At 72.1% G+C, this 21,008-nt stretch carries 12 protein-coding genes and 1 pseudogene; 5 read left to right on the top strand and 8 right to left on the bottom strand.

Features of this window, described 5'->3' with window-relative positions; genetic code table 11:
- Positions 1–42 precede the first annotated feature (42 nt).
- Positions 43–1,224: a sensor histidine kinase gene (locus JK364_RS10670; RefSeq protein ID WP_201850030.1), complete on the top strand. Its 1,182-nt coding sequence runs from the start codon at positions 43–45 to the stop codon at positions 1,222–1,224.
- Positions 1,221–1,925 (top strand): response regulator, encoded by a 705-nt coding sequence (locus tag JK364_RS10665; RefSeq protein ID WP_201850028.1) that lies wholly within the window; start codon positions 1,221–1,223, stop codon positions 1,923–1,925. Before JK364_RS10670 ends, JK364_RS10665 begins: the two co-directional genes overlap by 4 nt.
- A gap of 32 nt (positions 1,926–1,957) precedes the next feature.
- On the opposite strand, the gene JK364_RS10660 is transcribed toward JK364_RS10665, so the two are convergent.
- On the bottom strand, positions 1,958–4,825 hold the full coding sequence (locus tag JK364_RS10660; protein WP_201850026.1) for a PLL family lectin: 2,868 nt from the start codon (positions 4,823–4,825) through the stop codon (positions 1,958–1,960).
- A gap of 211 nt (positions 4,826–5,036) precedes the next feature.
- Positions 5,037–5,918 carry an alpha/beta fold hydrolase gene (locus JK364_RS10655; RefSeq protein WP_201850024.1) on the bottom strand — a complete coding sequence of 294 codons (882 nt, stop codon included), beginning with the start codon at positions 5,916–5,918 and terminating at the stop codon, positions 5,037–5,039.
- A gap of 37 nt (positions 5,919–5,955) precedes the next feature.
- On the opposite strand from JK364_RS10655, the gene JK364_RS10650 reads away from it, so the two are divergent.
- Positions 5,956–6,531, top strand: a complete 576-nt coding sequence (locus JK364_RS10650; RefSeq protein ID WP_230991753.1) for a CGNR zinc finger domain-containing protein — start codon at positions 5,956–5,958, stop codon at positions 6,529–6,531.
- Between the two features lie 8 nt (positions 6,532–6,539).
- Here the strand turns inward: JK364_RS10650 and JK364_RS10645 are convergent, their stop codons facing one another.
- The gene (locus tag JK364_RS10645; protein ID WP_201850022.1) at positions 6,540–7,796 is read right to left on the bottom strand and encodes an amidohydrolase; all 1,257 of its coding nucleotides are present in this window, start codon (positions 7,794–7,796) and stop codon (positions 6,540–6,542) included.
- Positions 7,793–8,509 carry a trimeric intracellular cation channel family protein gene (locus JK364_RS10640; protein ID WP_307841218.1) on the bottom strand — a complete coding sequence of 239 codons (717 nt, stop codon included), beginning with the start codon at positions 8,507–8,509 and terminating at the stop codon, positions 7,793–7,795. Before JK364_RS10640 ends, JK364_RS10645 begins: the two co-directional genes overlap by 4 nt.
- A 139-nt stretch (positions 8,510–8,648) precedes the next feature.
- Here JK364_RS10640 and JK364_RS10635 point away from each other — a divergent pair, with 139 nt between their 5' ends.
- On the top strand, positions 8,649–9,116 hold the full coding sequence (locus tag JK364_RS10635; protein ID WP_201850018.1) for a YybH family protein: 468 nt from the start codon (positions 8,649–8,651) through the stop codon (positions 9,114–9,116).
- A 20-nt stretch (positions 9,117–9,136) separates the two neighbouring features.
- Here the strand turns inward: JK364_RS10635 and JK364_RS10630 are convergent, their stop codons facing one another.
- Entirely contained in the window at positions 9,137–17,593 is an 8,457-nt protein-coding gene (locus JK364_RS10630) for a type I polyketide synthase (RefSeq protein ID WP_201850016.1), read from the bottom strand.
- Between the two features lie 126 nt (positions 17,594–17,719).
- Positions 17,720–18,328, bottom strand: a complete 609-nt coding sequence (locus JK364_RS10625) for a helix-turn-helix domain-containing protein (protein WP_201850014.1) — start codon at positions 18,326–18,328, stop codon at positions 17,720–17,722.
- A 100-nt stretch (positions 18,329–18,428) separates the two neighbouring features.
- On the opposite strand from JK364_RS10625, the pseudogene JK364_RS55215 reads away from it, so the two are divergent.
- Positions 18,429–18,587 (top strand): annotated as a pseudogene (locus tag JK364_RS55215) (SAM-dependent methyltransferase); the annotation flags it as partial.
- 39 nt (positions 18,588–18,626) lie between these two features.
- Here JK364_RS55215 and JK364_RS10620 read toward each other — a convergent pair.
- Both JK364_RS10620 and JK364_RS10615 read right to left on the bottom strand, forming a co-directional pair.
- A complete protein-coding gene (locus JK364_RS10620) occupies positions 18,627–19,460 on the bottom strand; it encodes an MBL fold metallo-hydrolase (RefSeq protein WP_201850012.1) in 834 nt (277 codons plus the stop codon).
- A gap of 114 nt (positions 19,461–19,574) precedes the next feature.
- On the bottom strand, positions 19,575–20,918 hold the full coding sequence (locus tag JK364_RS10615) for an MFS transporter (RefSeq protein WP_201850010.1): 1,344 nt from the start codon (positions 20,916–20,918) through the stop codon (positions 19,575–19,577).
- Positions 20,919–21,008 lie beyond the last annotated feature (90 nt).

The raw sequence follows: 21,008 nt of genomic DNA, 5'->3' as shown, positions 1-21,008 counted from the left end.
ATGCCCGTGGTGCGGGCAGGCGGACATCCTGAGAGAGGGGCCTTGTCCGCTCAGACGCGGGACCCGAGTGGGTCCCTGACCCGGCAGTCCCTCATGGTGGCGGGCTTCTGCCTGCTCGCGGATACGCTCGCCTTCTCCGGCGAGGGTTCGCAGGTGTATCCCGCCGTGTCCTACTGGTGCCTGCTGACCGGGATCGCCCTGGTGGATGCGGCACTCGCGAGTTCGGCCCGGCTTTCGGGAGTCGTGGCTCTCGCCCAGGCGGCACTGGCCGTGGCCGGTGCGCTGGTGCTGCCCGGCGGTAGCCCACTGCCGGACACGAACGACGCCGGAATGCTCATAGCGGCCTATCGGGCCGGAGCCTGGCTGAACGGCCTACCGGCTGTTCTGGCCCTCCTCTACCTGGCCGCGGGATCCATCGGGGCCGGAACACTCGGCGGCACGACCGATCTCACCGAATGGCGCTCCATTCTGCTGAGCGCGGTGAAAGAGGCCCTTCTCGCCTGGCTGGTCGGCCGCTACACCACCGCCCGGGGCGCTCATATCGCCGAACTGGAACAGCGGGCCGTCCGGGAGCGCGAGTCGGCCCGGCAGAATCTCGCGAATGCCATTGCCGAGGACCGCAGTGCCATCGCCCGGGACCTCCATGACGTCATCGCCCACCATGTGAGCGCCATCGGTGTGCATGCCGGAGCCGCCCGGCTGGGACTCTCCGTCAAGCAGGTGTCACCGGTGTCGACGGCGCTCGCGGCGGTGGAGACCTCCAGCCGAGCGGCCCTCCTCGACCTGCGCCGCCTGCTGGATTTCCTGCATGACAGCCCCGCCGAAGGCGCACGGCAACCGGGTTTGCGCGACCTCGACCAGCTCATTCAGGCCGTGTCCGCCGCCGGTCTCGAGACGAACGTCAGCGTCCAGGGCGCCCGACAGGAACTGGAGGGGTCCTTGGACATCGCCGTCTATCGTGTGGTGCAGGAGATGCTGACCAACGCCCTGCGCCACGGCGACGGCCATGTGGACATCACCCTGCGCTACGACACTTCGCGCATCACGGTCACCGCGGTCAACCCGATCGCCGCCTCGGAGCGGCTCGTGGAGGATTCTCCACACCGGGGCCTCGAGGGCATCAGCAGCCGAGTCGGCATGTTCAACGGGTTCGTCTCGTACGGACCGGTACCCGGCGAAGCCGACTGGAAGATATCCGCCACCTTCTCCATGGACGGCATATGAGTCTGCGTATTCTCCTGGCCGACGATCACGCCATGTTCCGCTCGGGACTGAAAGCGGTCCTGAGCACCCAGGACGATCTGTGCTGTGTCGCGGAAGTGGCCGATGGCCAGGCGGCCGTCGAAGAGACCATCAGGCTGACACCCGACGTCGCCATCCTGGACGTCCGTATGCCGCGACTGGACGGGCTGCGCGCGGCGGAACGCATCCTCGGCAGGCCGGGCAACACCACGAAAGTCATCGTGCTCACCACCTATGACGACGACAGCTACGTCTACCGCGCCCTCCACCTGGGAGTCAGCGGATTCCTCCTGAAGAGCGTCCCTCCCGAGGAGACGATCGCGGCCATCCGCATCGCCGCCAGAGGTGATGCCATCATCGATCCCTCGGTCACGCGCCGTCTCATCTCCCGCTTCGCCGGCAGCATCGCGCCGCCCGCGTCCTCCACCGAGCTCGAAAGACTGACGGCCCGGGAGCACGAGGTCCTGATACTCGTGGCCCAGGCGCACAGCAATACGGAGATCGCCCGCGCCCTGGGCATCGGGGACGAGACGGTCAAGACACACGTCTCCCGGATCCTGGCGAAGCTGGGTCTGCGCGATCGCACTCAAGCCGTCATTTACGCGGCCACCCACCAACTCGTGGCACCGCTTCCTCCTCTGCCGCCCTCGGCCCATCGCCTTACTGACCGCCAGGGCCCGTGAGGCCCCGGGCGCGTCAGCCGGACCGGACATCTTCACCGCCCATCGGCCTGGATATCGGCGACGAGCTTTTTCGCCGCCGCCAGCTTCGGCCCATAGGCCTCGGGGTCCGTGGCGTTGAGCGCGGTGAAGATGTCCACGGCTTCCCGCGCCCGTGTGAGCGCCTGGTCCCGCCGGCCGGACTGCCGAAGGTAGGGGATCGTCGGAAACATCAGCCAGTCGCCCAGCCCTCCGCGATACTTCCCGGGGTTCTCGGTGGCGAGTTGGCGGAGCAGGTCGGTGGCCTCCACCGCGCGCTGTGCGCCCTGGACGTGGTCGGGTTTACCCCACAGGGCCTGCGCCAGATTGACCAGCGCCCAGGCCTTTCGCCAGCGGAGTTCATCGGATCCGGGTTGCTCATGGATGAGCTTGTCGTAGAGGCCGAGCGCCTCCAGCATGCGGGCGATGGCCTCGTCATGGCGGCCACTGCCCATCAGATACGTGCCCGCCGGGAACACCAGCCACTGCGCCAGCCCGGGCAGGTAGGAGGGTTTCCCGGTGGCGAGTTGGCGGAGCAGGTCGGTGGCCTCCACGGCGCGCTGTGCGCCCTGGACATGGTCGGGTTTACCCCACAGGGCCTGCGCCAGATTGACCAGCGCCCAGGCCTTTCGCCAAGGGAGTTCATCGGACGCGGGTTGCTCATGGATGAGCTTGTCGTAGAGGCCGAGCGCCTCCAGCATGTGGGCAATGGCCTCGTCATGGCGGCCACTGTCCATCAGATACGTGCCCGCCGGGAACACCAGCCACTGCGCGAGGCTCGCACGGTAGCCGGGGTCCAGGGCCACGACCTCGCGGGCGACCGCGATCGCGTCGGCCGCCCGGGCGTTGGCCTCGTCGCGCGCCGGGCCGGGCAGGTTCCACAGGGTCTGGGCCCGCGCCACCAGGGCTCGCGCGTCCGCGATCCGGGCCGACGCGGTGGGCGTGGCCGTGTCGTAGAAACACGTCAGGAGCCTCGGCACGTCGCCGATCTCGCTGCCGGAGTCGACCCGGTAGAGCGATACGCTTCCCGCCGCCATCGGCACCGCGGCGATCTCGGCGTACGACCACCAGGGCTGTCCGAGCCACAGCGGTGCCGACCACTGGGGCTGCTGGGGATCCCGGAAGATGGTCTGAACGCGGCTGTCCCGGCCCTGCCAGAACCAGTTGGCCCGCCGGTCCCCGGTCACCGCCGGGATGGTCGTATAGGGCACGCCCCATTGGGTGAGGTGCTGCGGGGTGATCTCGGCCGGGGCGCTCCAGCCACCGTCGTAGTGGATGTTCCACATGGACCCGAACCTGCCCATCCAGACCACATCGGCCCTTCCGTCGCCGGTGCCCAGAGCGCGGATGGTCGACGGGAAGTCGCCCCCGGGGAATTCGGCGATCTGCGCGGGTGCGCTCCACGCGGGGCCGGCCGCGTGGGAATCGTAGGTGACGCTGTGCACCGTGCGGTCGTTCATGGTCCACACCACCAGCGCCACCCCGGGCGCCGGACAGGCCACCGTGAGGTCCGAGCCCAGCGAAATGGCGTCTGCCGGGGCCGCCACCTGCGGTGGCCCCCACGCCCCCTTCGCGTCCTGGAACGCGGCCATCAGCGTGCCGGTGCCATTGTCCCGCCACACCACGACGACCGAGCCCGGTGCCCCGGCGGCCTCGGCGTACCAGACGTCGGTGGTGTCGCCGCTCACCCTGACCGGGGCGTCCAGCCATCCGGACGGCCGGGTGGGATCGGTGCGCGTGGCGTAGACGCCGCCGTCCTTGCCCCGCATCACCACGGTGATCAGGCCCGGCCCCGATACCAGGGCACGCGGCGTGGGTTCCTCCCGCACCGCGTTCTCCGCGCTGATGGCCACCGACGGTTTCCAGGCCGGTGTGGCCGCGGTGGCGTCGTAGGACGTGGTGCGGAGCTGCGCCTTGTCCTTGTCCCGCCACACCAGCACGGTGTGCCCCGGCCGGTCCGACGCCGCGGCCAAGGACACGATGCTGTCCGGCACCTCCACCGGGGTCCAGGGGGACCATCCGGGGGTGCTCGGGTCCTTCGCCCAGTAGGCCACGGTGTCGCGGAAGCCCATGAGTTTGGCCAGACCGGTCCTGACCCGCATCTCGGCGCGCATCTGATCGGAGTAGTAGGCCCGGGCGTCGTCGTACTCGGCCTGCCCTCCCGGACGCCATCCGGTGTCGCTGTGCCCCGTGTCGTAGCCGGTGATGTGGTCCACGCACTGGTAGCCCACGAAGTAGCTTCCGGGGTCCACCCGGCCACCGGTATACGGATCGATGGCCTGGTCGGCGTGTTGGAACACCCAGTCCAGCCGCGCCGCGTGCCGGGTCAGCTCCTCGCGGGCCAGCCGGTCCTCGCGGAACTGCGGATTGAGCCCGGCGATCACGCCGAACCGGACGGTCAGCACATAGACATAGGCGATGTACGCCAGCCGGTGGTCGAAGACGCTTTCCGGTGCATTCGGATCCGGGCGGTAGAAGTAGGAGTCGCCCTCCAGCAGCGTGTTCGCCGCCAGCCGTGAGTTGTCGTCCGCGTTGGACCGCAGCAGCGGGTCCTTGCGCCCGCCCGCGGCCCAGGAGTTGAGCTCGTCGATGGCGGTGCGGGCCCGCCCGCGCAGGCCGTCCAGGTCGCGCCGCAGGTTGAGGACATACGCCTGCTGCTCGACCCTGACCGCCTGCTTCACGGCCTCGAGCACCTCGTCGAACCGCCCCTGGAGGGCGACGAAATCCTGGTGCAGCACCTCAAGTTTGGCCAGGATCTCCTCTTCGGGAGTGGGGCTGTGACTGCCGAGGCTGACGAAGGCGACAATGCCCTGGTATGCCTCGTACGCCTTTTTACCGGCTTCGTAGATCGCCAGTGCCGTGAGGACGGGCGTGGGCGTGGCCATATCCGGTGTACCCCCCTTGACCTGTGCCCCCGTGGGCACGCCTGAGCCAAGTGAACCACCGGGCAGTCACACACCTGCTGGAGAACACCTCGAGCGCCCCCGCTGTGCGCCGCGCGCCCCCTTGGAGGCCCGGTCCGGCACGCCGCCCACCGCCCCCGCACCGCTCTCGCATCGCCCGGCACCGCCGCGGACACCTCGCGACGCGGCTTGATCACCCAGCCGTCGAAAGGCCGAACGCCCGCTCACGGAAGGCGAGGACCGCCTGTGCGACGTCGTCGAGATGCGTCTCCAGCAGGAAATGCCCGCCGTCAAGGAGAAGGATCTCGGCATCGGACGCGTCGCGGCGGAAGGCCTCCGCACCCGCGGGAGCGAAGATCTCGTCGTTACGGCCCCAGACCGCGAGCACCGGAACGCCGCGGGAGCGCAGCCACTCGTGCACGGCCGGGTACAGGGCACGGTTGGTGGCGTAGTCGCCGAACAGGGCGAGCTGCGCGCGGTCCACTCCCGGACGGGCCAGCAGGGCCAGGTCGTGCTCCCAGGCGTCGGGGTCGACCAGGGTGCGGTCGGCCACCCCGTGGGTGTACTGCCACTCGATGGCCTCGCGCCCGAGGGCGGGCCGCAGCCGCGCCTCGTGCTCAGCGCCGCGATCGGCTCCGTAGGCCCAGATCGGCGCCCAGAATTCGGGGACGAAGCCTTCCTCGTAGGCATTGCCGTTCTGGGAGACGACCGCGGCCACGGCGTCCGGATCCGCCAGTGCGAGCCGCCAGCCGATGGGCGCCCCGTAGTCCTGGACGTAGAGCGCGTAGCGGTCCACGCCGATCGTCGCCAGCAAGTGGCGGGTGACCTCGGCGAGCGCGTCAAAGGTGTAGGGGAACTGTTCGACGCCCGGCGCCGACGACCTCCCGAAACCGATGTGGTCGGGCGCGATCACCCGGTAGGGGCCGGCCAGGGCCGGGATGAGATGGCGGAACATATGCGAGCTGGTCGGGTACCCGTGCAGCAGCAACAGCACGGGAGCGTGGGCCGGACCCGCCTCCCGGTAGAAGACCGTCAGCCCGTCGACCTCAACAGTGCGGTGATGAACAGCGACCATGGCAGTAACCCCTTAAACAGATTTAACTGGTTAGGCTATGATGAGTGTTCGTGCCCTGAAGGTGTTTGTCAAGAAGGAGCAGGGGATGGTCGAGGGCGAGGAGCTGCTGCTCGCGGTGCTCAACAGTGCTCCGGTGATCGACGGCAAGCCCACGGACGCGCTGGAACCGGCGGCGGAGGCGTCGCGCTGGCTCCGCGGGCTGGGAGGGTGCGGAACGACGGCCGAGCGCGAAGCGGTGCGAGAGGTGCGCGGCGCTCTGCACCGGCTGATCCGCGGGGACTCCACCGATGTGGACGCCCTCAACGCCGCCCTCGGGCATGCCCGGCTGTGCCCCACGGCCACGAGCGAGGGCCTTCAGTGGCGGCTCGAAGCCGCGAACGATCAAGAACTGGCCGTCCGCGTCGTCCTCGCGTGGTCGACGGTCCGCGAAGGACTACCGGGACGGCTGCGGCCATGTGCGAACGAGGAATGCAACCTGTTCCTCGTCGACCACAGCCGCCCCGGCACGGCACGCTGGTGCTCCATGGCCGCCTGCGGCAACCGGATGAAGGCCCGCACCCACGCCCGAAGGCGACGTACCGGCGAGACGGTCCCCCCGAGCGATCCGAGCTGACTCCGATGTCACGTGCCGAGCCAGGCGAGCGCCGCGACGGTCAGGGCGCTGACGCCGGTGTCCAGGGTCGGCTGGATGACGGGAGCGAAGGTGGGGCTGTGGTTGACCGGAACGTCCTGGGCGATGGTGCCGTTTTCGGCGGCCTGAGCGTACAGGTCGGGATCAATGCCACCGATGCCCCAGTAGGTAAAGGGCGCACCGAACGCTTTGGGGATTTCGCTCATGTCCTCGCTGGCGGTCTGCAGGTCGATGGCGTGCGCTTCGTCGCCGAAGTGGGTGGCGAACGCCTCGGCGACGCGCCGGGTCGCGGTCTCGTCGTTGACTGTGGGCGGGAAGGTGGCGGTTTTCTCGATCTCGGGCGCCTTCGGCGACCGGGACGCCTCGCACTCGGCCTTGACGATCCGCTCGATCGCGTGCAGGACCTGGGTGCGCGAGGCGTGGTCGTAGGTGCGAACGTTGAGCTGGATGACGGCGCTGTCCGGGATGACGTTGGGGCCGGTGCCCGCGTGGATGCTGCCCACGGAGACGACGGCGGGGGTGGTGGCGGCCAGCTCCCGGGAGACGATGGTCTGCAGGCGCACGACGATCATCGCCGCCATCACCACGGGGTCCACCGCGGCCTGCGGCGTGGAGCCGTGCGCGCCCCGGCCGTGGACGGTGATGCGCAGGCTGTCGGCGGCCGACAGGAACGATCCGGAGCGGGTGCCGACGTAGCCCGCCGGATAGGGCAGGACGTGTTGGGCGAGTACCACATCGGGTCGGGGCGACTTGGACGTCAGACCGTCTTTGATCATGGTGTCGGCGCCCTCGCCGTTCTCCTCCGAGGGCTGGAAGAGCGCCACGAAGGTGCCTCGCCAGGCACCCTTGGCCTGGGCCATCAGCCGTGCGCAGCCGATCAGACAGCTCACGTGCATATCGTGACCGCAGGCGTGTGCCACTGGCTGCTCGGTGCCGCCGTCGCCGGTCACGGTGGCGGTCGAGGCATAGGGCAGGCCAGTCTCCTCGCGGACCGGGAGGGCGTCCATATCGGCGCGGGCCATGACGATCGGGCCCTCGCCGTTGGCCAGAATCCCGATCAGGCCGGTACCGCCGATGCCGTCAGTGACCTCGTAGCCGCAGCCCCGCAAGGCGTCGGAGGCCCTCTTTGCCGTGCGGTGCTCCCGCAGGCCGAGTTCGGGGTGTCTGTGCAGGTCCTCGTAGAGGCTCTCGAGGTCGGAGCGGATGCCGTGGAGGCCGGCCAGCACAGGGTGGGCAGGGTCGGTCATGAAGACTCCTTGCGCGAGCGGGACTTTCCCCCGCGGCGGGGGTCAGAACGGAAGCGGCGTCGCGTCAGCGAGGCCAGTTTGGAGTGAGGCCGCCAGCCCAGGCCGCTGGGCAGGTTCCAGCCGTAGTGCACGGCGGTGAGCCGGAAGACCAAGGCGATGGCGATGCCCAGGCCCATGCCGATCCGGGGGATGCCGAGGTACGAGCAGAGCACTGTGACCGCGGCGACGGCCAAGGCGACGGTGGCGTAAAGGCCGTTGCCGCCGAACACGGCGGGCGTCCGGCCGAGGATGACGTCGCGCAGGGCGCCGCCGCCGACGGCGGTAAGGACGCCCAGCAGGACGGCCGGAAGCCAGCCCAGGCCGACCGCCAGGGTCTTGTTCGCGCCCGCCACCGCCCAGAATCCGATCACCGCGGCGTCGAGCACGGTGAACAGGCGGCTCCAGTGCTGTTCACTGACCGAGATGAGGAAAGCGATCACGGTACCGGCGAAGGAGGTCAGCAGGTAGGCGTAGTCGGTCAGAGCGACCGGTGTGCCGTGCTGCAACAGCACGTCCCGCATCATGCCTCCGCCCAGACCGGAGACGATGCCGACCACCAGGAACCCGAACAGGTCCAAGCCGGCCGTACGGGCCACAGCACCGCCCAGCACCGCGCATGAGAAGACGCCGGCGAGGTCCAGGCATCGCGTCGCGACAGCAATCCCCGCAGACACTGAAGAAGCCGACATTACGGTCACCAAGGACATGGGGTGAGCCTACGTGTGGCTGAGGCCGCGGCGCAGAGTCTGTCCCACGGGTGGGTGGGTGCGACGGGCCCTCCCTCAACCCCGCCCGCGCCCTTAGCGTCGAGTCATGAACGATGAACAGTTGATCGCGGACCTGCACACCCGGTGGGTGTTCGGCTGGGAGCGCGACGAGGGAGACACACCGTTCGACTTCCAGCGCACCTTCGGCGAGTTCTACGATTTCGGCTCGCCGGACGTCCGGCTCTACGACGACTTCGACCCCGAGCAGCGGGTGGCGACGACAGCCACCGAATACGGCTCGATCTGGGAGCCCAGCTTCCACAAGATGATTTCCGCGCATCATGCCGTCGACGACGGCCCGCACGTCATCGCCGACCACGATCTGGCCGCGTCCACCCTGACCTTCGTAGCGCGGATCACCAGGCCCGACGCCACCACGGACATTCGCACCACGACCTCGCTGGTCTGGCGCCGAACGCCGGACGGCTGGCGGATCGTCCGCGAACACAACTCGGCCAAGGTTCTGCCCGCAGGGGATCTCGACGGCATTCTGCCCACGCACGGGGCTCCCTGACCTCGTCCCCCAGGACGTCCTCAGACCGGGCCGGCGGCCAGCCACTGGTGGATGGCGAGTGCGGTGGTGCGGGCGTGTTCCTCCAGCATGGTGAAGTGGTCCCCGTCCACGGTGACCTCGGCGTGCGGCAGGCTCCAGTCCGGGGCGGGTTCGGCGCCGGGCAGTGGGTCCCGGGCTCGTACGTACAGGGTGGGACAGGCGAGCGGCCCGGGTTTCCAGCCGCTGAAGAGCTCGAAGTATCCGGCCATGGCGGTGAGCCGGTCGGGGCTGGCAGAGGCGAATTCCGCCGCCCGGCGCAGCATGTCCGACGTCATCGCGGAGAGCGCCTGCCCCCGGTCGCCGTGGCCGGGGGGATAGGTGTCCACCAGGACGACGGCCGCCGGGGCCGCGCCCTCGGACTCCAGACGCTCGGCCACGGCATGGGCCACCCAGCCACCGGCCGACCGCCCCAGCAGTACCAGAGGGCCTTCGGCCGCGGCCGCGCGGACGGCGATGGCCTGGGCGGCGACGAGCGCGTCCAGGGTGGCGGGCAGAGCCTCTCCGGGCTCGAACCCCGGGTGCCGCACCGCGGAAACCGGCCGCAGCCCGCGCAGCCCGGCACCGAGGCGCGCGTACTCCTGCGGTCCGGACACCGCGCTGAGCGCTGGGGAGCAGACCAGCCGGGCCCCCGTGCCGCCCACCGCGAGCATGACGGGTTCGTGCGCCGCCCCGGGCGCCCCGGTCCCGTCGAAGACCGGGCGCAGGCGCGCGGCGATGGTGAGGAGCGCCATGCCGTCCCAGCTCTGTCCCCGGGAACATGCGGCACGGAAGAGCGCGCCCAGGGAGTCCGGGGCTCCCCCGGCGTGCGGTGCGTCGGCGGCCCGCGGCCAGTCCGGTGAAGTGCCCGCCTCCGGACCGCCCTCCGGGGAGTCCGGAGGGCCGACGGCCTCGGGCCGTGCCGGGCCGTCGGACGTGGCGCCCGCGGGAGGTGCCCCGGCGGCATACCGCCGCGTCAGCTCGGTGGCGAGCGCGCGCGGCGTCGGAAAGTCGAACAGCAGCGTGGACGGCAGCGTCAGCCCCGTCCACGCCGCGAGCTCATTGCGCAGATCGACCGCGGCCAGGGAGTCCAGCCCCAGGTCCGCCAGCAGGACGTCCGCGTCGATCTCGCTCACCTCCTCCGCGTGGCCCAGGACGCGGGCCGCCAGGGTCCGGACCTTCGTGAGCAGCACCCCGCCCCGCTCGCCGGGGGAAGCGGCCGCCAACGCCCGGCCGCGTCGGTCCCCGCCCCTGTCGCGCGCGTCGGCGGCGGGGGTTCGGAGCCGGTTCGCCGCCGGTTCGCCGCCGTGGAGAGCGGCCGGGGCGAGGCGGGCCGCCACCACCACGGGTTCGTCACCGGCCACGGCGGCGTCGAAGAGGGCCAGACCCTCTTCCGGTCCGAGCGGGCCGAACCCGGAACGGGCCATCCGCTGCCGGTCCGCGTCGCCGAGGTGCGCCATCATGCCGTCGTCCTGCCGCCAGGGGCCCCAGACGATCGACGTACCGGGCAGTCCGAGCCGGGAGCGGTGTCGTGCCAAGGCGTCCAGCACGCAGTTGGCCGCGGCGTAGTTGGCCTGGCCGGCGGAGCCGAAGGTACCCGCCACCGAGGAGAACAGCGCGAACACGGCCAAGTCGTGACCGCGGGTCAGTTCGTGCAGCGCGAGAGCGGCGTCCGCTTTGGGGCGCAGCACCCGCCTCAGACGGTCGGTGGTGAGCGCCGTGACGACGCCGTCGTCCAGCACCCCCGCGGTGTGCACGACGCCGGTCAGCGGGTGGGCGGCCGGTACCGTGTCGAGCAGGGTGGCGAGCGCGGTCCGGTCCGCGACGTCACAGGCGTGAAGGGTCACCTGGGCGCCCGCCTCACGCAGCTCCGCGACGAGTTCCCGGGCCCCCGGAGCGTCCGGCCCGCGCCGGCCGGCGAGCAGCAGATGGCGGACGCCGTGGGCGGTGACCAGGTGCCGCGCCACCAGCGCGCCCAGGGAACCGGTGCCGCCGGTGACCAGGACTGTGCCCCGCGGGTCGAGCGGCCGTCGCTTGCGCGGCTCCGGTGCCGCCTCGGCCAGTGGCACCAGCTTCGGCACGTACACCGTCCCCCGGCGTACGGCTGCCTCCGGTACCGAGGCGGCCAGCAGGGCGGGCAGGGCACGCCAGGAGTCGGGGTGTTCGTCCACGTCGATCAGGGCGAAGCGGCCCGGGTGCTCGCGCAGGGCCGAGCGGACCAGTCCCCACACCGGTGTGTGCGACGGTACGGACGCTGTCCCGCCGGACTGGGCGTCACTCCCGCGGCCGGCGGCACCGTCCGTGGGGAAACCGCCGTCGGCTGGAACGTCGTCGGCCGAAGTGTCGGCACCGGACGTCACGAGGACGAGACGGGAGCGGGACAGGTGCGGTTCGGCGAGCCACTCCCGCACGAGCCGCAGCGCCCGGTCCGCCACCCGCAGCAACCCGGCGGCCTGGTCCTGCGCGCCGCCGGTCGTGTCAGGCGGTGGGCACGGTGCCACGACGACGGCCGACGACGCGTCGCACACCGCCGGGCCCCGGTACACCGGGACACCGGAACCCGGGGGCGCGAGGGCGTCGACCAGCCGTGTGCCCGCCGTGCCCAGAACCCCCCAGCGGGGCGTCGCCACGGGTGCGGGCGGCTCGCTCAGCGGCACCCAGTCCATCCGGTGGAGAGCACCGGTGACCGCTCCGGGGAGAGCACCGGTGACCGCGTCCGCCGTCGCGGAGCCGGTACGCGGCAGGGGCCGGAGCGTCAGCGAACGGACCGTCGCCACCGGTGCGCCCGTCTCGTCGGTCAGCTCCACTCCGGTCTGCCCGTCGGGCCCGGGGGCCACCCGTACCCGCACGCGCCGTACGCCGGTGGTGTGCACGCGCACCCCGCCGAAGGCGAACGGCAGGGACAACCCGCCGGCCGCCGGACCGACCGCCCCTGAACCGTCTCTGACGAGGCCGTCCAGGGCCAGGGCGTGCAGCGCCGCGTCGAGCAGTGCGGGATGCAGGACGAACTGCGGGCCGTCCGCCTCCGGGCGCGGCGCCCGGGCCGCTTCGGGCAGCGCGACGTCGGCGTACAACTCCTCCCCGTGCCGCCAGGCGGCGCGCATGCCACGGAAGGCGGGACCGTAACGCAGCCCGTCGGCGGCCAGTCGCTCGTACGGTCCGGTCCCCGGGCCGTCGGCACGCGGGGGCGCGTGCAGGGGCACCGCCTCCGCCGGCGGCCAGGACGCGTGCGGCCGGTGCACGCCGCCGGTCCCGGCGGCGGCCGCTTCCCGGTCCGCGGGGTCCGCGGGCGGCCGCGCCGGCGAAAGGGTGCCGACGGCGTTCCGGAGCCAGGGCTCATCACCCGCCTCGGTGTGCGGCCGGGAGTGGAAGAACACGGCCCGCCGTCCCGCGTCGTCCGCCCCCGCCACCTTCACCTGCAAGGCGACGGCACCGTCCGAGGGCAACGGCAGCGGCGCGGTCAGGACGAGTTCGTCCAGGACGGCCGCGCCCGCCAACTCACCGGCGTGCAGGGCCATGTCGACGAAGGCGGTCCCCGGCAGCAAGATCTCCCCGGCCACCACATGATCGGCGAGCCACGGCTGGTCGGGCACCGAGAGCACCGCGGTCAGCAGCGACCCGTCGTCGTCGGCCGTGCGGGTGTACGACCGCAGGAACGGATGGGCGGGCCCGGCCGCCGGGGACACGGGCGGATGCCCCGGGGCGGTCTCCAGCCAGTACCGGCGGCGCTGGAAGGCGTACGTGGGCAGTGCGACACGCCGCCCGCCGCGCCCGGCGAAGACGGCCCGCCAGTCGACGGGCACGCCATGGGCGTGCAGCGCGGCCAGCGTGTCGAGCAGGGCGTCCGCTTCCGGCCGCGTCCCGCGCAGGGTCGGCAGGACCAGCGGTGCCGGGCCCCGCTCGCCGCCGCCCGCCTCGCCCGCGTCCGGGTCCGGGTCGGCCGGGGCCGCGTCCGGGTCGGCCAGGGCCCGTCCGGACGCGGCGAGGCAATCCCGTACCAGGCCGGTGAGCACCCCGTCCGGCCCCAGTTCGACGTAGTGTGCCGCGCCCCGCTCGCCCAGGTGCGCCACCGAATCGGCGAAGCGGACCGGACGGCGGACCTGGTCCACCCAGAACTCCGGTGTGCACAGCTCCTCGTCGGTGGCCGCCCGGCCCGCCACGGCGGTGAGCAGCGGCAGCCGCGGCGCGGCGAAGGACAGCCGCCGGACCACGTCCGCGAAGTCGGCCAGCATGGGCTCCATCCGAGCGGAGTGGAAGGCATGGCCGACCCGCAGCGGCGTCACCGAACGGCCCCGCTCCCGGAAGTACCCGGCGGCCTCCCGCACCGCGGCCTCGTCGCCGGAGACGACCACCGAGGCGGGCCCGTTGACCGCGGCGATCTCCACCGCGCACCCGGTCTCGGCGAGGTGGGCGGCCACCTCGTCCTCGCCGGCGGCCACGGCCGCCATCGCGCCGCCCGCGGGCAGCGTGTCCATCAGCCGGCCCCGGGCCGCCACCAGTGTGCACGCGTCCGCGAGGGACAACACCCCGGCGACATGGGCCGCCGTCACCTCCCCCACCGAGTGCCCGGCCACCGGGCCGGGGCGTACCCCCCAGGCCTCGAACTGCCGGAACAGGGCCATCTCCAGGGCGAAGAGCGCCGGCTGTGCGAACCGGGTCGTCCGCAGCAGCTCGCCCGTCTCCGTACCGGGCCCGGCGAACATGACGTCCCGCAGGGGCACCGGCAGCAGCGGGTCGAGCAGGGCACAGCACTCGTCCAGCGAACGGGCGAAGGCCGGATGCAGATCCCGCGACTCGTACAGTTCGCGGCCCATACCGGCGCGCTGGCTGCCCTGGCCGGTGAACAGCAGGGCCGGCGGGCCGTGGTGGCGGGAGGTGCCCGTGTGCGGTCCGGGACCGCCGTCGTCCTCCGCCACGGCCCGCAGGGAGCCGAGCAGTCCGGCACGGTCCCGGGCCACCACCACGGCCCGGTGCTCGAAGGCCGCACGCGTGGTGGCGAGCGAGTACCCGAGGTCCACCAGGGACGCCTCGGGGGCGGCGACCACATGGTCGTACAGCTGTCGTGCCTGGGCCCGCAGCCCCGGCGCACTCCTGGCCGACACCGGAAAGGCCACCGCGGCCCGTCCGGGACGTGTCGCGCCTTCCCGCACCGCCCCGGGCCCGGCGCTGCCACCCGCGGCCCCGCCGTCCGCCACGGCGTCCGCCACGGCGGGCGGTGCGACGGGCGGTGCGGCGGGCGGTGCGGCCTCCCCGTCGCCCGGCGGCTCTTCGAGCACCACATGGGCGTTGGTGCCGCTGATGCCGAAGGAGGACACCCCCACCCGGCGCCGACGGTTCGTCGCGGGCCACTCCACCGCCCGGGTCAGCAGTGCGATCCGCCCCGGCGACCAGTCGACACGCGGGGTCGGCTCGTCGGCGTGCAGCGTGCGCGGCAGCACGCCGTGCCGCATCGCCTGCACCATTTTGATCACGCCGGCCACTCCGGCGGCGGCCTGGGTGTGACCGATGTTCGACTTCACCGAGCCCAGCCGGAGGGGGCGCTGCCGCGCGTGGCGCCCGTACGTCGCGAAGAAGGCCTCCGCCTCGATGACGTCCCCCAGCCGGGTGCCGGTGCCGTGCGCCTCCACCGCGTCGATGTCCCCGGGACTCAGCCCCGCGTCCGTGAGCGCCTGCCGGATCACCCGCTGCTGCGCCGGTCCGTGCGGTGCGGTCAGCCCGTTGCTCGCCCCGTCCTGGTTCACCGCCGAGCCGCGCACCACGGCCAGGACCGGAAGTCCGGCGCGGCGCGCCTCGGACAACCGGCTCAGCAGCAGCATTCCGGCGCCCTCGGCCCACCCCGTGCCATCGGCGGACGCGCCGAACGCCTTGCAGCGGCCGTCGGGTGCCAGCGCCCGCTGGCGGCTGAACTCCACGAACGACGAGGGCCCCGACATCACCGTGGCGCCGCCGGCCAACGCGAAGCCACACTCACCCCGGCGCAGCGCCTGGGCCGCCAGGTGCAGGGCCACCAGGGACGAGGAACACGCCGTGTCCACGGTGAGGGCCGGTCCTTCGAGGCCGAAGGTGTAGGCGATCCGGCCCGAGGCGACGCTTCCGGCGTTGCCGAGGCCGAGGTACCCCTCGACATGCTCGGGCGTCCCGGTCAGGCGGCGGGCGTAGTCGCTGTACATCAGCCCGACGTACACCCCGGTCGCCGACCCACGCAGGGTGGCGGGGACGAGACCGGCGTACTCGAAGGCCTCCCACGCCACTTCGAGCAGCAGCCGGTGCTGCGGGTCCATGGCCAGCGCCTCGCGGGGAGAGATGCCGAAGAAGCCGGGGTCGAAGCGGTCCGCACCGGAGAGGAAACCGCCCTCGCGCACATACGTCCGTCCGGGCCGCCCGGGATCCGGGTCGTACAGCGCCCGGGTGTCCCAGCCCCGGTCGGTGGGGAAGGGACCGATGGCGTCCCTCCCGTCGGCCACCAGCCGCCACAGTTCCTCGGGAGAGGTCACGTCTCCGGGATAGCGGCACGCCATCCCCACGATCACCACAGGATCGTCGTCCGACCGGGCCGCGCCCCGGTTCACCGGCCCGGCACCGGCCGGCCCGGCGGCGTTCCGTTCCCCGAGGTGGGCGGCGAGCGCGGCGGCCGTGGGAAAGTCGAAGGCGACGGCCTCGGAGAGCGGCAGGCCGGTCACCGCCGACAACCGCTCCCGCAGCACCGTCGCCATCAGGGAGTCCATGCCCAGGTCCCGCAGTGCCGTGCTCGGCTCCACCGCCTGAGGCGTACCGCCGAGCACGGCCGCCACCTCGCTCCGCACCAGGGTCAGCAGGTCCTCCGGCGGCCTCCCGGCGGCCTGCGCGGCCAGCGCCCGCGCGGGCAGGCCGGCGAGGTCCCGCCGCAGGATCTTCCCGGAGACGGTACGGGGAATGTCGGCCACCTCGAACAGCTCGACCGGCACCTTGAAGCCGGACAGTTCCGCACGGCAGGCGGCGAGGACGCGCCCTCTGTCCAGCACGCCGCCACCGGGCCCGGCGACCAGATAGCCGACCGGCACCTCGCCGAAGACGGGGTGCGGGCGTCCGGCCACGGCGGCGTCCGCCACCCCTGGAAGCCGCCGCAGCACCGCCTCCACTTCCGAAGGATGGATGTTCACCCCGCCCCGGATGATCAGATCACTCGCCCGGCCGGTGACCGTCAGTTCACCGGAGGCATCGATCCTGACCAGGTCACCCGTGCGGAACCAGCCGTCGCGCAGCACCTCCGCGGTGGCTTCCGGCCTGCCGTGGTAACCGGCCATGACCCCGGGCCCGCTGACCCACAACTCGCCCTCGCCCGTGTCCCGGCCGTCGGGGCCCCCGCCGACTCGGACCCGGGTGCCGGGCAGTACCCGGCCGCACGCCCCGGACGCCGTCGCCTCGCCCGGCGCCGCCATGGTGACCGGGCCCGCCTCCGTGCTGCCGTAGTGCTCCAGATAGGGGACCCGGCAGACCGCCTCGAAGGACTCGCGGAACCCGGGCCCCGCCGCGGCACCACCGCTGACGCAACCCCGCAGCCCGGGGGCGCCGAGACCCGCGCCGTCCATGCCGCCGTCCTTGCCGCCCTCCTCGCCGCCCTCCTCGCCCCGGACCGCGTCGAGCAGCGCCGAATACGTGGTCGGGACCCCGCCGAGCAAGGTGAACGAGCCGTCCCCACGCCGCAGTTCGCCGAGCACACCCGCCACCGAGAACCGGGGCAGCAGCATCGCGCTCGCGCCCACCGCGGTCACCCCGAGGAGGCACACCACCTGGCTCATCGCGTGATGGAGGGGCAACGGCCACAGCACCCGGTCCCGTTCGGACAGGCCCAGGACCCCGACGTAGCCCGTCGCGACCGGCGAGAGGCGGTTGCGCTGGGTGGACAGGACGCCCTTGGGCGCGCCGGAGGAGCCCGAGGTGTAGAGCAGCCAGGCCACTTCGTCCAGTGCGAGATCGTCCCGGGCCGGCGTCCGCGGCTCCGTACCCGCCAACTCCTCGTACCGCGGAACACCGCCCGCGGCCGAAGGCGAGCTCTCGGCCCCGTCCTCGTCGCCGCCCTCGGCCACCACCACGGTCAGCCCGGGGCGGAACGACAGCGTTCGCCGCCGCGTCAGGCAGGCGCCGTCGGTGATGAGCACCCGTGCCCCGCTGTGGTCCAGCAGACGGGCCAGCTCCTGCTCCGAACTCCCGGGGTCCAGAGGCACGCCCACGCCGCTCGCCCGGGTGATGGCGAGCAGGCTCTCGAGCGTCTCGACACGGTTGCCGAGCAGTACGGCCACCCGGTCACCGCGCGCCAGCCCGAGTCCAGCCAGATGACCGGCCAGCCGTGCGGTCCTCCGCTCCAGCTCCCGGTAGGTCAGGCTCCTGAACCGGTCCTGGAAACAGACCTTGTCCCCGAGCCGGCGGGCATGCTCCCCGAGCAGTTCCGGCAGCGGTCTGACGATGTCGGCGTGCGTACGCACCGCATGACCTCCTTGAGGCGACCCGTCATTGAGGACGAGGGCACGATCCGCCAGGTTGCCCACCGACGGGGATGGCCGATCCGGCCGAGGAGGTCGGGCGAAGACCGCGGTGCCGTCGCGCCGGGTTCACCGTCGGCGCTCGGCCTGGGGCGGCCGATGAGGGTCGGCGCGTACATGCGCGCGTATCCCTTGCAGGCCGAACAGGATGAGCAGCTCCACCACGCCGCCGTCGGCGCTGCCCAGCCAGTGCGGCAGGGACGTGTCGAACTCGGCCGCCTCACCGGGCGGCAGCGTCAGGTCGCGCTCGCCGATCACGAGTCGCAGGCGTCCGCTGAGCACATAGAGCCATTCGAAGCCTTCGTGGGTCTGCGGGGTCGGTTCGAGTGGTTCCGGCTCGGCGGGGATGATCATCTTGAACGCGTGGACACCGCCCGGTCGCCGGGACAGCGGCACGAATGTCATGCCGAACCGCCTGATCGGCTTGAGGTGGATCCGGGGGTCGCCGGTGCGCGGGGCACCGACGAGGTCGTCCAGCGGAACGTCATAGATACGGGCCAGCGGGAGCAGCAGTTCCAGGGTCGGCCGGCGCTGCCCGCTCTCCAGCCGGGACAGGGTGCTCTCCGAAACGCCGGTCGTCGCCGCGAGGTCGGCGAGGGTGATGCCACGGTCACGGCGCAGCGCACGGAGCCGCGACCCCACCGCGTCGAGCACGTCGTCGTCCGTCTTGGGATCCATCGGGCCATCTTGCCATTGCCGCAAGATTTCATGCCAAGTCGTGGCGCGCCCGCCAAGACTGAGCACCTACCGACACAAGGAGCCCTGATGAGCACCACCCCGGTACCCGAGCCCGCGGGAGGTCGCCGCCGATATCGATCTGGCCCCGGAGACCTGGACGGTCGAGCGGGCCGACACACCACGCCGGATCGCGACCGGCCCCGACGGGCGGACCGCCGAGGTCACCGATCACGTCCTCCTCATCCGCCGCACCACCTGACCCGGTGCCCCGGCGCCCCCGGCGGAGGATGGCGTTGAGTCAGACGGGAATGCGCTGGAGGTCGTGCGCCACGACGATCTCCCCGTCGAAGGTCCGTGCGGCCTGGGCGGCGTACTCCTCGTCGGAGAGCTGCCACGGGATCAGGTGCCACAGGACGAGGGTGCGCACTCCGGCCTCGGCGGCGACCCGGCCCGCGTCCTCGGCGCTGGTGTGGGCCTGCGCGAAGTGCTGTCGCAGTCGCTCGATCCTGGTGTTGGAGCCTGCCATGAACTCGGCGAGATGATCCGGGGAGTACGCCTCGTGGACGAGGACGTCGGCGCCCCGGGAGAGTTCGACCACCTCGGCGCAGCGGGCGGTGTCGCCGGAGACGACCACGGAGCGTCCGTGCGCGTCGACGCGGTAGGAGAACGAGGGCATCGGCGGATGTGTGGCGACGGCGGCGCCGATCCGTACCCCGTCGGCCTCGTGGACGGTGCCGGGCCCGGAGACCTCATGGGGCCGGAAGACTCCGGCCAGGGCCGGCCGGCCGAGGCCCTCGCGGTGGCTGATGTCGGGCTCGTTGAGCTCGAGGTACCGCTGGATCATCGACTTCAGCGGGGCGGGCCCGTAGACGTCGACCGGCTCGCACCGGGCCGCGGTCCACGCCAGGTGGACCAGGGCGCCGAGGTCGGCGTTGTGGTCGACATGGTGGTGGGTGACGAGGACCGACCGCAGCCCGGTCAGCTCCAGGCCGGCCGAGACGATCTGCCGTCCCACACCATTGCCGCAGTCGATGACGTGGATGTCGCCGTCGACGACGACCGCGGTGGCCGGGGCGGCCTTGCCGGGATGCGGCTGTGGGCCGCCGGCGCTGCCCAGAATGACAAGCTCCATGATTGTCCTTTCCGCTGTCTCAGGAGCTGCTCCGTCCGCTCTTCCGCCTCAGGGGCCGCTCCGTCCGCCGTACCCCGGTGGTCGCCCACCGGGGTACGGCGCCCCTGACGGCCATCAGACCCGTTGCGGCTGCGGTTTCCGCTCGGCGGCGCCGACGCCCTCGCCGCCGCCCTCGCCGACGTCGTCCCTGGACAGCCCCTTGGTGGCGGCGAGGCTGATCAGGCCGATGGCCAGGAGGTACAGGGTGATGCTCATCGAGGTACCGGTGGCCTTCATCAGGGAGGCGGCAACGAGCGGGGTGATGCCGCCGCCGAGCAACGAGCCGATCTGGTAGGCGGCGGAGGAACCGGTGTAACGGATCCTCAGCGGGAACATGAGGGCCGTCATCACGCCCACCGAGGCGTGGGTCATCGACAGGACCAGGCCCATCGACAGCATGAACACGAAGATCAGCGGCTTGTTCCCGGTGTCCACGACCGGCAGGAACGCCAGCGCCCACGCGACCCGGATGAACCCGCCGATCAGGAACAGCCTGCGCAGTCCCCACCGGTCGCCGAGCCGTCCCCAGAACGGGGCCGAGACCAGCCACATCACGGCACCGCCGATCACGCTCAGCAGCAGGAAGACCGCGTCGATGTGCAGGGTCTGCTTGCCGTAGGACAGCACATAGGTCATGAAGACGTACGCCACGCTGGAGTTGCCGACGACGACGAAGCAGGCGCGCAGGACCGAGCGCCAGTGTTCCTGAAGGACTTCGGCGACCGGGAGCTTCTTCCGCGCGGCGGGCTCGGCGCGTTCGCTGTAGGCGCGGCTCTCCTCGATACGCAGCCGCAGGTACATGCCGACGGCGATCAGAAGGAGGCTGAGCAGGAAGGGAATGCGCCAGCCCCAGGAGTTGAAGGCGTCCTCGCCCAGACCGCGGGTGAGCCCCAGCACTGCGAGGTTGGCGGCGATCAGGCCGGCGGGCACGCCCATCTGCGGGGCCGCACCGTAGAGGCCGCGGCGGTTCTCCGGTGCGTGCTCGAGGGTCATCACGACCGCTCCGCCCCATTCGCCACCGAGGCCGATGCCCTGGATCACCCGCATCAGCGTGAGCAGGATCGGGGCGGCCACGCCGATGCCGGCGTAGGTGGGTATCAGGCCGACGGCGACCGTGCACAGACCCATGATCAGCAGAGAGGCGATCAGGGTGTTCTTGCGCCCATAGCGGTCACCGAAGTGGCCCATGACCAGACCGCCGAGCGGCCGGGAGACAAAGCCGGCGGCGAGTGTGCCGAAGGCGGCGATGGAGCCCACGGCCGGGTCCGCGGTCGGGAAGAACTGCACGTTGAAGACGAGCGCCGCGGCGGTGGCGTAGAGAAAGAAGTCGTACCACTCAATGGTGCTTCCGATGAAGGCGGCCCAGGCGACACGTCTCGCCTGAGAGGTACCGGAAGTTCTGCTGTCGGTCGGAGTCATACGGGCTTCACCTCGGGGGACGGGCACCCGCCCGTGGGGCGGATGCGGCGAGATGTGGGGGGCTTACTGCGACTCGGACCCCGGGACCGG

Origin of the sequence: Streptomyces endocoffeicus, from assembly GCF_016741935.1 — a bacterium.
In the GTDB taxonomy this organism is placed as follows: Bacteria; Actinomycetota; Actinomycetes; order Streptomycetales; family Streptomycetaceae; genus Streptomyces; species Streptomyces endocoffeicus.
This window is presented reverse-complemented; position numbering and strand designations above follow the sequence as displayed.

Bases quoted from the DNA above. Each gene is read 5' to 3' on its own strand.
- JK364_RS10625 (WP_201850014.1), bottom strand. From the start codon at position 18,328: ATGGATCCCAAGACGGACGACGACGTGCTCGACGCGGTGGGGTCGCGG.
- JK364_RS10655 (WP_201850024.1), bottom strand. From the start codon at position 5,918: ATGGTCGCTGTTCATCACCGCACTGTTGAGGTCGACGGGCTGACGGTC.
- JK364_RS10635 (WP_201850018.1), top strand. From the start codon at position 8,649: ATGAACGATGAACAGTTGATCGCGGACCTGCACACCCGGTGGGTGTTC.
- JK364_RS10615 (WP_201850010.1), bottom strand. From the start codon at position 20,918: ATGACTCCGACCGACAGCAGAACTTCCGGTACCTCTCAGGCGAGACGT.
- JK364_RS10650 (WP_230991753.1), top strand. From the start codon at position 5,956: ATGATGAGTGTTCGTGCCCTGAAGGTGTTTGTCAAGAAGGAGCAGGGG.
- JK364_RS10645 (WP_201850022.1), bottom strand. From the start codon at position 7,796: ATGACCGACCCTGCCCACCCTGTGCTGGCCGGCCTCCACGGCATCCGC.
- JK364_RS10665 (WP_201850028.1), top strand. From the start codon at position 1,221: ATGAGTCTGCGTATTCTCCTGGCCGACGATCACGCCATGTTCCGCTCG.
- JK364_RS10620 (WP_201850012.1), bottom strand. From the start codon at position 19,460: ATGGAGCTTGTCATTCTGGGCAGCGCCGGCGGCCCACAGCCGCATCCC.
- JK364_RS10660 (WP_201850026.1), bottom strand. From the start codon at position 4,825: ATGGCCACGCCCACGCCCGTCCTCACGGCACTGGCGATCTACGAAGCC.